Consider the following 13,236-nt stretch of genomic DNA (forward strand, 5'->3'; position numbering starts at 1 on the left):
TATGGTACTTGGATAGTTTCCTTGAAGGGAAGTTAGGCGGTCTAACGTTCAACATGAGTGGTCTGCCGCAGGCAGGTCCACTTGATGTAGGAGTTAGCCCTAAGGCCTGTAAAGAATTCAGATGCAAAATGCACTGTCCCTCCATGACGAGGCCTCAACGGGACCATGAAGTGAGCCCATAAAGTTCTTGATTGGGACTTCTCGCGAAAGATCAGTGAGGAGCCACTTGACATACACCCGCCACTCTTCTAGGTCAGTATCGGTGACTATGCCTAAGGCGAGCACTTGAATTGACGAAGAACCTTGCCCAAGCATCTTTTTTACCACAAGACGATCACCAGCCTTGATTTTTGGAAACAATTCAGCGACGTTTTCAGGAATTTCACGATTCAACTTTGGATCCCAGCAGTACCAGTAGCCTCGGCGTACAAACTCTTCAAGCATGTCTTCCCTCCCCCCAAACATTGCGCCGACAACCCAGTAATGTTCTTGCATTGAACTCTCCAGTGGTTTGATGAGTGAACTTTGGGCGAACAAGTCATTAGACGGTTACGTGAACCACTCTTCGCATGTGCTCCCAATCAGAGAACCACCCTTCTAGCGGCAGGGAGGATGGCTTGAAATCGCGATGCTGCACAGCCTTAAGCGCAACTTCCACTATCTAACAATGATTCACGGGTCAGATAACCACCTGTAACCGGCGATACCCAAGTTTTGCCGATTCACCCATCTTGAGCTGCTCAAGACCCGCAAAAAGATCCAACCCAAGGCGGTCACCCCCGTGCACTGCCCAAAGCAAACGGCACAGTGAACAGCAGGCTCCCCCCGGCGATCACGAACAGCCCCGGCAGGGAGATGTCGATCAGCACCCCCGAGAGGGCCTGGGACAGGGGATCGAAGGCGACGCCGGCCAGCATCGCCAGGGCCATCACCCGGCCCTGCAGCGGTGCCGGGGTCTCCCGTTGCAACCAGGCCGTGGCCAGCACCCCCACCAGGCCGCCGCCGATTCCCATCGCCGCCAGCAGGGCGGCCGCCGTCCACCACTGGCCGGCCACCGCCAGCCCCAGCAGGCCCGCCCCCAGCCCGGCCGACAGCCAGCCCAGCGCGCCCCCCGGATGGGCAATGGCGCCGAACCGGCCGGCCCACCAGACCCCCACCAGGGCACCCACGCCGTAGGCGGCCTGGAGCCAGCCGTAGCTGGCGGCGCCACCGCCGAAGCGCAGCGTCACCAGCTCCACCACGCCGATCACCACCGGGCCCAGCACGGCCAGGTTGATCATGGCGATCAGCGTCAGGCCCGTGCGGATCGCCCCGTGGCCCCAGGCGAAGGCGATCCCCTCCCGCAGGCCCTGCCCCAGGCCCCCCGACGGGGCCGTGTCCGCCGCGGCCAGGCAAGGCCGCATCTGCACGAAGCAGCCCACGGCGAGCAGCAGCATCACGGTGTCGAAGGCCAGGGCCGCCGTCGCCCCGGCAACCGCCAGGGACAGCCCCGCAAGAGCCGGGCCGGCCACGTTGCTGATCTGCTCGCTGCCCTGGAGCCAGGCGTGGGCCCTGCCGAGGTGGCGGTCCTCCAGCAGGCGGGGCAGCAGGGCCAGGGCGGCGGGGTAGAGGCAGGCCTCCGCCGCCCCGAACACGGCCGCCAGCGCCAGCACCGGGCCCAGGTCGAGGGCGTCGCGGCTGGCCAGCAGGGTGAGCACCCCGGTGGCCGTCGCCAGGATCGTTCCGGCCCGAACTGCCATCGTCCGGGGCGGATGGCGGTCGCTGAGGACGCCGCCCAGCAGGAGCAGCAGCCCCCGAGGCAGGGCCGCCGCCATCAGCACCAGGGCCAGGGCGGTGCCCGAGCCCGTGCGCAGCAGCATCAGCCAGGTGACGGCGACGAACCAGAACTGGACGCCGGCGAACAGCAGGGTCTGGCCCAGCCACAGCCAGCGGAAGCCGGGCCGCCGCAGCAGGGATCCGCCCACGGCCTTCCCGCTCACAGCTGCCCCACCCGCTCGGCGAAGGGCCGCAGCTGCAGCGCCTCGCGCCACTCCACCAGCGGCCGCTCCCAGCCCTCCTCCCAGCGCTGGGCGAACAGGGGCCTGGCCTCCAGGCCCATCTGCAGCCCGGTGCGGATCGTCTCCACCAGCTCCGGCAGCAGCTCGGGGGCCCCGAGGGTGGCCGACACCAGGGCCTGGGCCGTGAGCACGGCCCCCAGGGGGTAGGGGAACTGGGTCAGATGGAAGGCCTGCAGGCCGATCTCGCCCGTCACCGTGGTGTCGAAGCCGGTGACCACGTGCCAGAGGTCATGGGTCTGGCTGAGCCGCAGCTCCACATAGGCCGCATCACTGGCGGGCACCATGCCGGCGTGCAGGTTGGGGTCGTAGCCCAGCCGTGCCAGCGACGCCGCGTAGGCCTGGCCGAGGCTGCCCTCGGGCAGTGTTGCCAGCTGCGCCAGGTCGTGGGCCGGGGGGATCCAGCGCGCCTCGATCAGCGCGGCGCAGGCCGGATCGCGGCGCAGCTGCTCGGCCATCAGGGCATAGGAGGGCGTCTCCAGCAGGGCGTCGGCCAGGGCCCCCACCAGCTCGAGGTCGGTGTCGCCGCCGCTCATGGCCACGAAGGTGCCGAGGACGCGGAACAGCTGGGGCGGGAGCTCCTGGGGCTCGAAGAGCGCGGTGGTGGGGCGGAAAGCAGTGGTGGTCATCGGGGTCAGCGCGAAGAAACATGAGCATTGCTCACGTGCATGAAATTATGAGCATCGCTCGCGTTTGTCAACGGGGATGCGAGGATTGCTCAGGTTTTCAGGCTGCGCCCGATTCCCCATGGCCGACGCCACTCCCCGCGAACCCGCCCCCCTGCGCCGCCAGCCGCGCCAGGCCCGCAGCCAGGAGCGGGTGCGGCGGATCCTCTCCGCGGCCGAGGAGCTGTTCGTGGAGGGCGCCGTGGGCTCCACCACCACCAACGCCATCGCCGCCCGGGCCGGGGTGCCGATCGGCTCCCTCTATCAGTTCTTCCCCGACAAGGGCGCCATCCTGCGCAGCCTCGCCGAGGGCTACGCCGAGCAGCTGCACGAGCAGCTTCGGGCCTTCTTCGATGAGGGGGACGGCCAGTCGCTCTCCCTGGAGGACTCCATCACCGCCGCCGTGGCCCTCACCGATCGCTTCTCCCGCGACCACCCCGGCTACCCGGCCATCTTCCTGGATGTGCAGAGCGCCACCCCCGAGCTGCTGGCCATCGAGGCCGAGGCCGACGCCCGCCTCATCGCCGACTGGGCTGGCCTGCTGGTGGAGCGGGCCGGCTGCGAGTGCACAAACCTGGGCGAAGAGGACGCCCACCTGCTCGCCTACGTGCTGGTCAAGACCGTCGGCCACCTGCTCTGGCTGGCGGCCACCCAGGAGCAGGGCCGCCGCGACCAACTGGTGGCCGAAGCCGGCGAGCTGGCCATCGCTTACATGCGGCGGCGGCTGGCCGGGGCTGGCCCACCCGCCTGATCAGGCCCAGATCGACTCCAGGGTGTAGGGGCCGCCCTCCTTCACCCACAGGGAGCCGTCAATGAAGCGATGGCCCCGGTCGAGCCCGGCGATCGCCTCCATGTCCTCGGGGGCCAGCTCGCCCTCGCCGGCGGCGAGGTTCTCGGCCAGCCGTGCCGGGGTCACCGACTTGGGGATCACCGCCGTGCCGCGCTGCAGGGCCCAGCGCAGCAGCACCTGGGCTGGGGTGAGGCCCCGCTGGGTGGCGATCGCTGTGATGGTGGGGTCCTCCAGCAGCACCGGCCGGCTCCCTGACGGCACCGGGAGGCTGAGGCCAGGGGCCCCCAGCGGCGAAAAGCCCGTCATGTGCACGCCATGGGCCTCGCAGAAGGCGAACAGCGAGCATTGCTGCAGGTAGGGGTGGAGTTCCACCTGGTTCATGGCCGGCCGGATCCGCGCCTGCCCCAGCAGGCCGTAGAGGGTGGCCATGCCGAAGTTGCTGACGCCGATGTGGCGGCACAGGCCCCGCTCCACGGCCGCTTCCATCGCCGCCCAGGTGGCCGCGATCGGCAGGGCCTCGAGGGCGATCAGATCGCCGGCCACCTCCGGCAGCAGCACGCCGGGTCGGGTCGCCACCGGCCAGTGGATCAGATACAGATCGAGGTGGTCGAGCTGCAGATCGGCCAGGGTGCGCTCCAGGGCCGGGGCCACGTCCTCGGGGGCATGGGCGTTGTTCCACAGCTTGGAGGTGATCCAGAGCTCCTCCCGCTTCACCAGGCCGGAGCGGATCGCCGCGGCCAGGGCCTCGCCGATCTCGGCCTCGTTGCCGTAGATGGCGGCGCAGTCGATATGGCGGTAGCCCAGCCGCAGGGCCGCCGTCACCGCCGCCCCCACCTCCCCCGGCGGGGAATTCCAGGTGCCCAGGCCGAGCATCGGCAGCTCGGAGCCGTCGTCAAAGGGGAGTGTCTTCAAGGCGCTGAACCCCGGATGAGCATCACTCCACCCTGGCGCGGGCGGTGAAGGAGCGCAGCGCAAAGCTTCGGGCCTGCGGCTTATCCGATTCGATCACGAACTGCAGCCGTTCCCCCTGCCGGCCGATCTTGGTTTCCGCCACCTCCCCGATCACCTGGCCCGTGCCGTCGAGCACATCGAACGTCACCTGGATGGTCCCGCAGGGGCGCTCCAGGCAGGCCACCTCCATCACATCGACGATGCCGCCGCCGTAGAGCCGGGGCTTGCGGCAGATCCCCTGGCAACGGCGGGTGAACACCCCCTGATCCGCCTCCGCCCAGCCATCGGCGAGCAGGTCCTGGCGGGTCTCGCCCCGCCCGCCGGCGGCCGGCTTCTCGGCCAGGGAGGCCCGCAGGCCGGCCGCCAGCCAGCCGGCGCCGAAGCCCACCAGCACCAGGGCCACCATCAGCAGCCGCTGGAGGATCGGAAACCGGGCCGGTTCGGACGCCGGCGGCAGGGCCGGCGGCGTCGGGGGCCGTCCCCCGGGTGGCACCGGCTCCATCTCGACGATCAGGTCCTCAACGGTCTTGCCGCTCGCCGCGGTCCGCTCGCTCTTGCCGGTCCTTGCCATCGTCGTAGGCCATCAGTGAACGGAACATCAGCCCGCCGCCGCTGCCGATCAGGGCGACCATCGTCAGCAGGTTCCAGAGGGAGGTGGGCTGGAAGCTCATGATCAGGGTCTGGAGCACCCCCACCGCCAGGGCCGCCACCGAGGCCAGCACCAGGAACCAGCCCCAGCGCTGGTTGCGCAGGGCGAACAGCAGGCACACCCCGACCGTGAGCGGGATCAGCAGCAGGCCGAAGCCGCCCCCCAGCCCCTGGGACATCCCGAAACCGCCGCCCCAGCCGCCACCCCAGGCCGAACCCGCACCACCCCAGCCCCCCGAAAAGCGCCGGCCGAGGCGGAATCCCAGGCCCATCGGCACCGAGCTCACCATCACCTGGTTGAAGAACAGGAACGCGCCCATGGTGAAGAGCACGCCCCCCAGCAGGAAGCTGAAGAAGTCCCGGATCGGGTCCCTGGCGGCCATGGCCCTCCTGACGGCCCCGTCATGATGGCCAGCCCGCCTGGCTTTGTCTGTCAGCCGCCCCTCAATCCACCGGCCGGCAGCCCTCGAACCACATCACATGCCGGGCCGGGTCGTAGTCCTTGTACTGCCCCGTCAGCCGGATGCCCTGGCCTTCACGCAGGGAGAGGGCATAGGCGCCCTGGCCCTTGGCGGCCAGGCAGCTGATCTGGGTGAGGAAGCGGAACTTGCCGAACCTGATCGCCAGATCGTTGGTGGAGCGGGGAATGTCGTAGTCGATGCGGTAAGCGCTGCCGTCCCTGGCGACGTGCGCCACCCGACCCTTAATGGTGAACGTCTTGCCCTGGTAGCGGGAGGGAATCGAGGCGGCGTTGGTGTCGGCTTCCTGGGAGATCTGCTGCGACAGCACCAGGGCATCAATGACCACCGGGCCAGCCGAGGAGACCGCCCCCGCGCTGCGCTCCGCCGCCGCGATGCCTTCCGGGCCGCCCTTGATGGCGTTCAGCATGGCGCAGAGTTCGGTGCGCGCCCCACCGGCCCCGGCCAGCATCCCGGCCGGGAGCTTCGCCTCCAGCTTCACCTTGGCGGCCGCCTGCTCGGCGAGGGCGGTGGCGATGATCGGAAACGGCCGGGCCGAGCCCGATCGCGGCTGCTCCAGCAGCATGCTGCCGTCGTCGGCCTCTTCGCTGAGGATGTCGTAACCCCGGCCGGCGGCGATGCCGCGCAGCTGGCGAATCGCCACCGGTGGGGTCAGGTCGTCGATGGTGACCTGCGCCTGGAAGCGGGTGCCGGAGAGGGGGTTGCCCGTCTGCGCGAAGCTGTCCTCGCAGGCGCCGGCACGGGCCGCCTCGGGATGGGCCAGCACCACGGCCAGACCCGCCAGGGGCAGCAGGAACCGGAGGGTCGGGCGGAACAAATGACTCAGGGGCTCTCGGGCGATGACTTTACCGAGGGCCTGCACGCTTCGTCCGAGCGACTTCATGCGAGCTACTCCGTGCGGTTGTTCCAGGAGCTCCCCTGCAACACGATGCGATAGCCATCGTGGTCTTCGAACGTGCGCCCCTGTTGCTCCCAGTAAGGATTGAAGGGACCGACGGACTTGAACCCCGCCGATTCCATGGTCTGGCAACGCTGCAACCATTCCTGCCTGTCCGGCACAAAGAAGACAATCAGATCGTCCGGGGTGGGTGTCGGGAGAACTGGATGATGGCGACAGGTGGTGAATTCGAAGTGATAGGTACCTCCCGGCTCCCCAAGCATCACCCCGTCAAACCCATCGTGATCGCCAAATCAGACCCCGGTCGCTCCGTCCCAGGCCCCTGGATCCAGGTAGGTCGCCGCCGGCAGCGGCCCCGCCAGGCCGCGTTCATCGCTGGGGTTGAGAGGGCCGGCGAGCAGCAGGGCCGCGGTGATGCGGGCCGAGGCCGGCAGGGCCGGCTGGTCGGGGTCGAAGGCGGTGGGGTGGGTGACGCTGCTGGAGAAGCCGCGGAAGATCAGCAGCTCGAAGGGCTCCTCACCCGCACCGGAGGGATCCGGCTCCGGCAGCGGCAGGGTGCCCACCAGGCGCAGCACCCGGTCGGGGCGCTCCCGGCTGATCGTTTCCAGCGCGGCCAGCAGGGCGGCGACGGAGGGGGAGGCGGGGTCGGGCGTGGTGTCGGTCATGGGGAACAGCTCCGAAGCTCAGCTCAGAACTCGCCGGCCACCCGGCCCAGCCGCGGCAGGCGCACCACCAGCCACTGCAGCAGCCCCACCGCATAGGCCACCAGGGCGGCGTAGCCCACGAAGGCGGCCACACCGGGCGTCCACTCGCCGCCGAACACGAAGGCGAACACCCGGGCCACCACGCCGTGCAGCCCCTGCGGCGCCTCCAGCCAGGCCCGGCAGAGGCGCAGACCGGCGCCGCCCATGCAGGGCAGGGCGGTGACCGCCAGGCTCGCCCCGCCCAGGGACAGCAGGGTCAGGCTCCAGCGCCAGATGCGCAGAGTCAGCGGCAGGGCCCGCCAGGGGGGCATGTCGGCCAGTTCCTCGTTGAGATCCACCCAGAACCACAGGGTCACCACCACCAGCAGCGGCGCCAGCACCAGCAGCAGGAAGCCGGTGGGGCGGTTGTCGGTGAGCAGCAGCAGGGCGATCAGCTGCAGGCTGGCCACCTTCCAATACAGGCCCATCAGGCGCACCAGGGCCTGCTCCTTGCGCAGGGCGGCCCAGACGAGCAGCACCAGCGGCAGCCCCACGGCGAACAGCATCCCCAGCCGCACGTCGAGCCAGACCAGGGAGCGATAGAGCTGTTCCGGCACGTCCGCTCGGTTCGGTAAGGCGCCATTATCCGTGTGCCCCCCAGGCGATAGGGTCCGTCCATGGGTTCCCTCCCCTCCTTTCCCTGGCTGCAGCGTCGTCCCGGCGGCCCCTGGTGCCGCACCGCCCTCGGCCGGGATGCCTCGCTCCAGGAAGCCGTCAACCAGGTGTTCGAGCAGCTCCGCGGCTCCGGCGAGGCCGACCTGGCCCTGGTGTTCGCCTCAGCCAGCTACGCCAGCGACCTCCCCCGCCTGCTGCCCCTGCTGCAGCAGAAGCTCAACGCCGCCCACTGGCTGGGCTGTGTCGGCGGCGGCGTGGTGGGCACCGACACGGCGGGGGTTCCCCACGAGATCGAGCACCAGCCGGCCCTGGCCGTCACCCTGCTGCGGCTGCCCGGCGCCCGTCTGCGCCCCTTCGCCATCGACACCACCTCCCTGCCCGACCTCGACGGTCCGGCCGAGCCCTGGCGGGAACGGGTGGGGGCCGAGCTGGAGGAGGGCCAGTCGATGCTGCTGCTGCTCGATCCGACCGGCACCGCCATCAACGACCTGATCAGCGGCCTGGATTACGCCTACCCCAACACCACCAAGGTGGGGGGCATCGCCGGCCCCCACAGCGCCGCCCACGGCTCGCTGCTCTTCGGCACAGGTGGCAGTGGCGCCAGCGACGGCGACCCCGCCGACACGGTCCGCACCGGGGCGGTGGGCTGTGTCATCGAGGGGGCCTGGCGGCTCGATCCCCTGGTGGCCCAGGGCTGCCGGCCCATCGGCCCGGTGCTGGAGGTGGAGCAGGCCCAGCGCAACGTGGTGATCGAGGTGAGCTGCGGCAGCACCCGCAACAGCCCCGTGGCCGCCCTGCAGTCGATCCTCACCGACCTCACCCCCGCCGAGCGGGAGCAGGTGAAGCATTCCCTGTTCCTCGGCGTCGGCCGCAGCGACTTCAGCCTCCCCACCGCCGACCTCACCCCCGCGCCGGAGGCGCCCGGCTCCTTCCTGGTGCGCAACCTGATCGGCGTCGACCCCCGCAACGGGGCGGTGGCGGTGGGCGAACGGATGCGCGTCGGCCAGAAGGTCCAGTTCCAGCTCCGCGATGCTGATGCCTCCCGGGACGAATCCCGCCAGCTGCTGGCCGGCCAGGCCCGGCGGCGCAGCGAACCCCTGGCCGCCTTCCTGTTCGCCTGCCTGGGCCGGGGCGAAGGCCTCTACGGCCAGGCGGACGGTGACGTGAGCCTCTGCCGGGAGGTGTTCGGCACGGTGCCGATCGCCGGCCTGTTCTGCAACGGCGAGATCGGTCCGGTGGGCGGCACCACCCACCTGCACGGCTACACCGCCAGCTGGGGCTTCCTGGTGCCCAACGACCCGCCCGGGGGCACCGCCGCGCCGCTCTGATGGTGCGTCAGCACGTCAACCCGCTCAGCCGGATCCACCAGCTGGCGCGGCCCCTGCCGCCACTGGTCGAGCTGTTCGCCGATCCCTCCCTGCCCCTCCACCTCGACATCGGCTCCGCCCGGGGCCGCTTCCTGCTGGCGATGGCCCCCCTGGCGCCGCAGCGCAATCACCTGGGCCTGGAGATCCGCCGGCCCCTGGTGGAGGCCGCCGAGGCCGACCGCCGCCGGGACGGGCTGACCAACCTGCGCTTCCTCTACGGCAACGCCAACGTCAACCTGCCGGAGTGGCTGGCGCTGCTGGGCCCCGGGCAGCTGGAGCTGGTGACGCTCCAGTTCCCCGACCCCTGGTTCAAGCTGCGCCACCGCAAGCGCCGGGTGCTGCAGCCCGCCCTGCTGCTGGCGATCGCCGCGGCCCTCGCCCCCGGCCGCCGCCTGTTCCTGCAGAGCGATGTGGAGGGCCTGATCACGCCGATGCGCCAGCTGGTGGAGGCCAGCGGCGCCTTCGAGCTCGCCGGGCCCGAGGAAGGCGGACCCGAGCGGAATCCCCTGCCGGTGGCCACCGAGCGCGAAGCCCAGGTGCTGGCCGAGGGCAAGCCGGTGCACCGCAGCCTCTACCGCCGCCGCGCCGCCCCCCTGCCGCCACTGTCCGAGCTGGAACGCCATCTGGACACCCGCCTGGAAGCCACGGGCGACGGCACCGATAATCGCCACGACGCCGCCGCGGATTGATGGTGCCTGCCCCAGCTCCCGTGCCCCTGCTGCTGCGCTGGCAGGGGCTGCTGGCCGGCCTGCCCGCCGGCCGCCTCGGCGCCCACCTGCCCGTGGTGGCCGGTTGGATCCTCTGCGCCCTGCTGGCCGGCCTGCCCCTGGTGACCCGCTCCGGCCTCAGCCTGCTGATCGCCGCCTCCGCCCTGCTCTGGGTGGTCTGGGCCCTGCGCACCCCGCCGGGGCGCCTGGGGGCCATCAACACCTGGCTGCTGCTGGTGATCGCGGTGGCGGTGGTGGCCACCGGCTTCTCGCCGGTGCCGAAGGCCGCCCTGGTGGGGCTGGCCAAGCTGCTCAGCTACCTGAGCGTCTACGCCCTGATGCGCCAGCTGCTGGCGGCCGCCCCCCTGTGGTGGGACCGGCTGGTGGGGGCCCTGCTGGCCGGAGAACTGGTCACCAGCGTGATCGGCATCCGCCAGCTCTACGAGGCCCCCGGCGCCCTGGCCCGCTGGTCGGACAGCAACTCCGTGGCCGAAGGCACGGTGCGCATCTACAGCACCCTGGAGAACCCCAACCTGCTGGGCGGCTACCTGCTGCCGATCCTGCCCCTGGCCGTGGTGGCCCTGCTGCGCTGGCGGGGCCGGGGCCGGCGCCTGTTCGCCCTGGCCAGCCTGGTGCTGGGCCTGGTGGCCCTGGTGCTCACCTACAGCCGCGGCGCCTGGATGGGCATGGTGGCCTCCCTGGGCCTGCTGGCCCTGCTGCTGGTGCTGCGCCAGACCCGCGACTGGCCGCCCCTGTGGCGGCGCCTGTTCCCCCTGCTGCTGCTGGCCGGGGCCACCGTGGTGCTGGTGCTGCTGGTCACCCAGGTGGAGCCCCTGCGGGTGCGGGTGATGAGCCTGCTGGCGGGCCGGGAGGACAGCTCCAACAACTTCCGCATGAACGTCTGGACCTCGGCCCTGGCGATGATCCAGGACCGCCCCTGGATCGGCATCGGCCCCGGCAACAGCGCCTTCAACCTCATCTATCCGCTGTATCAGCAGCCCAAGTTCAACGCCCTCAGCGCCTACTCGATCCCCCTGGAGCTGCTGGTGGAGGCCGGCATCCCGGGCCTGCTGGCGGGGCTGGGCCTGCTGCTGAGCGCCGTGAAGGTGGGCCTGGGCCAGTGGCGCAGCACGGCTCCCCAGGCCCTGCCCTGCCTGGCGGCGGTGGCCGTCTTCGCCGGGCTGGGGGTGCAGGGGCTCACCGACACGATCTTCTTCCGGCCCGAGGTGCAGCTGACCGCCCTGTTCAGCCTCGCCACCCTGGCGGCCTCCGCGGCACCGGCGGCGGATCCCGTGCCATGCGACTGATCGCCGGCTTCGACGCCGGTCAGACCCACACCACCTGCCGCCTCGCCCTGGCCGGCGATGCCAGGGCGGCCGGGCCGGGCGAGGTGGTGGGCGAAGGGGAGGGTCCCGGTGTCTGCCACCTGGCCGCCCCGGAGGGTCCCGAGCGCTTCGCGGCCGCCCTGCGTGAGAGCCTGCGGCGGGCCCTGGCGCCCCTGGCCACCAGCGAGCCCGCCGGCGGGGCCGTGGTGGTGGTGGCCGCCGCCGTGGGGGCCAGCGGCATCGAGCAGGGCACGGCGGTGCAGGCCCAGGGACAGGCCCTGGCGGCGGCCGTCCTGGGGCTGGAGCCGGAGCGGGTGGTGGTGACCGGTGACGAGCGCACCGCCCTGCGGGGAGCCTTCGCCGGCGGCCCGGGCATCGTGGTGATCAGCGGCACCGGCACGATCGCCGTCGGCCGAAACGGCGCCGGCCGCGAGCACCGCTGCGCCGGCTGGGGCTGGCTGCTGGATGGGGCCGGCTCCGCCATGGACATCGGCCGGGACGGCCTGGCCCTGAGCCTGCAGATGGCCGATGGCCGACTCCCCGAGACCCCCCTGCGGCGGGCCCTGTGGCAGGCCCTGGATCTGGAGCCGGACGATCCTGGGGCTCCCCAGCGGCTCAAGGCACTGGTGGTGGCCGACGGGTTCGGCCCCGCCGGCTTTGCCCGGCTGGCCCCGGTGCTCGATCGGCTCGCCGCCGCGGGGGACCCCCGGGCCGTCGCCGTGATGGAACGCAACGCCGAAGCACTCTCGGCGATGGCGGCGGGGGTGGCCCGCAGCCTGGATCTAGCGGCTCCGGCCGTGTGCCCGATGGGGGGGGCGCTGCGCCACCTGGAGCAGTTGCGGGGCCCCTTCTCCCGGAGCCTGGATCAGGACCTGCCCGGCAGCCGCCTGGTGGGGCCCGCCGGCGATGCCTGCCAGGGGGCCCTGGCGGTGGCGGCGGCCCTGCTGCAGGAGCCTGCAGAGGCTTAGGGCCTCAGCGAACCAGCACGCCCATCGGGGCGAGGGCCAGGGCGCCGCCGAGCACCGCCAGCAGCAGGGCCAGCCGTGCCGTCCAGACCAGGGGCAGGCGACGCATCAGCAGGAAGGACCCACCGCTGACCAGCACCGAGGCGGCCAGGGCGCCGGCCCACCAGCCGAGGGCGGAGGCATCGGCAGGGGCCTCGCCGCCGTGCAGGGCGCCGTGCAGGGCCACCGCAGCGGCCACCAGGCCGCCACCGAAGGCCAGGCCGGGGCTGCGGCCCGCGCGGTGGGACAGCAGGACCAGCAGCGCCACCGCCGAGATGGCCAGGGCGGCGAGCACTTCAGCGAACGGCATGGTGAAGCCCATGGCCCCGGCCAGGCCCCCCAGCACCGCACCCGCCAGGCCCCAGAGCAGCAGCTGGGCCGACACGTAGGAGGCGGCGGCGCCCACCCCGATCAGCAGCAGCAGGTGGTCGACGCCGGTGATCGGGTGGAGAAAGCCGTAGCCGAGGCCGCCGTGGGCCAGGCCATGGGCCTGGGCCGGCTGGCCGACGAGCACGAAACCGAGGGCGGCGGCGCTGCCCAGAAGGGTCCAGGAGCGCAGGCCGGAAAAGTGGGTCATCGAGGGTCCCGGTCCGCGCCGGGGATGGAAGGAACGGTTCACGGCGAGCGTTCTGGCTGAGGGTGACCCCATCACAGCTGCGGGACAGCGCCGGAATGGTGGAAGGGAAAACCCTGCCGTGCACCGGACTTTCCTCGTTTCCTCCCGGAGGTGGACCCCGGGAACCGTCCACCCATTGTGCCCGCAGCCCGTGACGTTGCCGCCCGATGACCGCAGCTTCTGACCAGGGAGGGGGGAGGATGGCGCGCAGGAGGTTCCTCCCCTTCACGGGGAGGACGCAAGGAGGAAAGGCGGTGCGGGGTGACCCAAGTCCGCCGCTGTCCCGCAGCTGTGATGGACACCGTGCCCCCCCGCCCCGGCGTCCTCAGTCAGAACGCTCACCTCCCCTTGACACCTTTCCTGCCGGCGAGGAC

At 71.3% G+C, this 13,236-nt stretch carries 16 protein-coding genes and 2 riboswitches; of the genes, 5 read left to right on the top strand and 11 right to left on the bottom strand.

Going from position 1 to position 13,236, the window contains the following annotated elements; genetic code table 11:
• Nucleotides 1-117: 117 nt before the first annotated feature.
• The 3 genes from L107_RS04210 to L107_RS04220 form a co-directional block, all read right to left on the bottom strand.
• A complete protein-coding gene (locus L107_RS04210; RefSeq protein ID WP_159816597.1) occupies nucleotides 118-537 on the bottom strand; it encodes a hypothetical protein in 420 nt (139 codons plus the stop codon).
• Nucleotides 538-773: 236 nt separating this feature from the next.
• A complete protein-coding gene (locus L107_RS04215) occupies nucleotides 774-1,964 on the bottom strand; it encodes an MFS transporter (protein ID WP_159816598.1) in 1,191 nt (396 codons plus the stop codon).
• An 11-nt stretch (nucleotides 1,965-1,975) separates the two neighbouring features.
• Entirely contained in the window at nucleotides 1,976-2,683 is a 708-nt protein-coding gene (locus L107_RS04220) for a Coq4 family protein (RefSeq protein WP_159816599.1), read from the bottom strand.
• A gap of 118 nt (nucleotides 2,684-2,801) precedes the next feature.
• Between L107_RS04220 and L107_RS04225 the strand changes: the two genes are divergently transcribed.
• On the top strand, nucleotides 2,802-3,470 hold the full coding sequence (locus L107_RS04225) for a TetR/AcrR family transcriptional regulator (RefSeq protein WP_201295801.1): 669 nt from the start codon (nucleotides 2,802-2,804) through the stop codon (nucleotides 3,468-3,470).
• Here L107_RS04225 and L107_RS04230 read toward each other — a convergent pair whose 3' ends face one another.
• The 7 genes from L107_RS04230 to L107_RS04255 form a co-directional block, all read right to left on the bottom strand.
• The gene (locus L107_RS04230; protein ID WP_159816601.1) at nucleotides 3,471-4,421 is read right to left on the bottom strand and encodes an aldo/keto reductase; all 951 of its coding nucleotides are present in this window, start codon (nucleotides 4,419-4,421) and stop codon (nucleotides 3,471-3,473) included. It abuts the gene before it with no gap.
• Between the two features lie 22 nt (nucleotides 4,422-4,443).
• The gene (locus tag L107_RS04235) at nucleotides 4,444-5,031 is read right to left on the bottom strand and encodes a hypothetical protein (RefSeq protein WP_159816602.1); all 588 of its coding nucleotides are present in this window, start codon (nucleotides 5,029-5,031) and stop codon (nucleotides 4,444-4,446) included.
• A complete protein-coding gene (locus L107_RS04240) occupies nucleotides 4,979-5,491 on the bottom strand; it encodes a hypothetical protein (protein ID WP_159816603.1) in 513 nt (170 codons plus the stop codon). The genes L107_RS04235 and L107_RS04240 overlap by 53 nt, the downstream gene beginning before the upstream one ends.
• Before the next feature lie 61 nt (nucleotides 5,492-5,552).
• Nucleotides 5,553-6,470, bottom strand: a complete 918-nt coding sequence (locus L107_RS04245) for a hypothetical protein (protein ID WP_236550498.1) — start codon at nucleotides 6,468-6,470, stop codon at nucleotides 5,553-5,555.
• A 5-nt stretch (nucleotides 6,471-6,475) separates the two neighbouring features.
• Nucleotides 6,476-6,748, bottom strand: a complete 273-nt coding sequence (locus L107_RS16590; protein ID WP_236550499.1) for a VOC family protein — start codon at nucleotides 6,746-6,748, stop codon at nucleotides 6,476-6,478.
• A 30-nt stretch (nucleotides 6,749-6,778) separates the two neighbouring features.
• Complete coding sequence (locus tag L107_RS04250; protein WP_159816604.1) at nucleotides 6,779-7,150, bottom strand: hypothetical protein; 372 nt, start codon at nucleotides 7,148-7,150, stop codon at nucleotides 6,779-6,781.
• Nucleotides 7,151-7,173: 23 nt separating this feature from the next.
• Entirely contained in the window at nucleotides 7,174-7,785 is a 612-nt protein-coding gene (locus L107_RS04255) for a DUF3177 family protein (protein ID WP_159816605.1), read from the bottom strand.
• A gap of 60 nt (nucleotides 7,786-7,845) precedes the next feature.
• On the opposite strand from L107_RS04255, the gene L107_RS04260 reads away from it, so the two are divergent.
• From L107_RS04260 to L107_RS04275, 4 genes are read left to right on the top strand one after another with little or no spacing between them, the layout of a single operon-like run.
• Entirely contained in the window at nucleotides 7,846-9,171 is a 1,326-nt protein-coding gene (locus L107_RS04260) for an FIST N-terminal domain-containing protein (RefSeq protein ID WP_159816606.1), read from the top strand.
• A gap of 2 nt (nucleotides 9,172-9,173) precedes the next feature.
• Nucleotides 9,174-9,899 carry a tRNA (guanosine(46)-N7)-methyltransferase TrmB gene (gene trmB, locus L107_RS04265; RefSeq protein ID WP_159816770.1) on the top strand — a complete coding sequence of 242 codons (726 nt, stop codon included), beginning with the start codon at nucleotides 9,174-9,176 and terminating at the stop codon, nucleotides 9,897-9,899.
• Complete coding sequence (locus L107_RS04270; RefSeq protein ID WP_159816607.1) at nucleotides 9,899-11,224, top strand: IctB family putative bicarbonate transporter; 1,326 nt, start codon at nucleotides 9,899-9,901, stop codon at nucleotides 11,222-11,224. The genes trmB and L107_RS04270 overlap by 1 nt, the downstream gene beginning before the upstream one ends.
• Nucleotides 11,215-12,210, top strand: coding sequence for a BadF/BadG/BcrA/BcrD ATPase family protein (locus L107_RS04275; protein ID WP_159816608.1), 996 nt, complete (start codon nucleotides 11,215-11,217; stop codon nucleotides 12,208-12,210). Before L107_RS04270 ends, L107_RS04275 begins: the two co-directional genes overlap by 10 nt.
• A 4-nt stretch (nucleotides 12,211-12,214) precedes the next feature.
• Here the strand turns inward: L107_RS04275 and L107_RS04280 are convergent, their stop codons facing one another.
• Nucleotides 12,215-12,823 carry a HupE/UreJ family protein gene (locus L107_RS04280; protein ID WP_159816609.1) on the bottom strand — a complete coding sequence of 203 codons (609 nt, stop codon included), beginning with the start codon at nucleotides 12,821-12,823 and terminating at the stop codon, nucleotides 12,215-12,217.
• Between the two features lie 24 nt (nucleotides 12,824-12,847).
• Nucleotides 12,848-13,007, bottom strand: a riboswitch (cobalamin riboswitch).
• A gap of 50 nt (nucleotides 13,008-13,057) precedes the next feature.
• Nucleotides 13,058-13,223, top strand: a riboswitch (cobalamin riboswitch).
• The last annotated feature ends 13 nt before the right edge of the window (nucleotides 13,224-13,236 follow it).

It is taken from the genome of Cyanobium sp. Copco_Reservoir_LC18 (assembly GCF_009834675.1).
Lineage (GTDB): Bacteria > Cyanobacteriota > Cyanobacteriia > PCC-6307 > Cyanobiaceae > Cyanobium > Cyanobium minutissimum.

Excerpts from the sequence above, each read along its gene's own strand:
- L107_RS04220 (WP_159816599.1), bottom strand. The coding sequence starts at position 2,683 with ATGACCACCACTGCTTTCCGCCCCACCACCGCGCTCTTCGAGCCCCAG.
- L107_RS04245 (WP_236550498.1), bottom strand. The coding sequence starts at position 6,470 with ATGAAGTCGCTCGGACGAAGCGTGCAGGCCCTCGGTAAAGTCATCGCC.
- L107_RS04270 (WP_159816607.1), top strand. The coding sequence starts at position 9,899 with ATGGTGCCTGCCCCAGCTCCCGTGCCCCTGCTGCTGCGCTGGCAGGGG.
- L107_RS04225 (WP_201295801.1), top strand. The coding sequence starts at position 2,802 with ATGGCCGACGCCACTCCCCGCGAACCCGCCCCCCTGCGCCGCCAGCCG.
- L107_RS16590 (WP_236550499.1), bottom strand. The coding sequence starts at position 6,748 with ATGCTTGGGGAGCCGGGAGGTACCTATCACTTCGAATTCACCACCTGT.
- L107_RS04275 (WP_159816608.1), top strand. The coding sequence starts at position 11,215 with ATGCGACTGATCGCCGGCTTCGACGCCGGTCAGACCCACACCACCTGC.
- L107_RS04250 (WP_159816604.1), bottom strand. The coding sequence starts at position 7,150 with ATGACCGACACCACGCCCGACCCCGCCTCCCCCTCCGTCGCCGCCCTG.
- L107_RS04280 (WP_159816609.1), bottom strand. The coding sequence starts at position 12,823 with ATGACCCACTTTTCCGGCCTGCGCTCCTGGACCCTTCTGGGCAGCGCC.
- L107_RS04260 (WP_159816606.1), top strand. The coding sequence starts at position 7,846 with ATGGGTTCCCTCCCCTCCTTTCCCTGGCTGCAGCGTCGTCCCGGCGGC.
- L107_RS04240 (WP_159816603.1), bottom strand. The coding sequence starts at position 5,491 with ATGGCCGCCAGGGACCCGATCCGGGACTTCTTCAGCTTCCTGCTGGGG.
- L107_RS04235 (WP_159816602.1), bottom strand. The coding sequence starts at position 5,031 with ATGGCAAGGACCGGCAAGAGCGAGCGGACCGCGGCGAGCGGCAAGACC.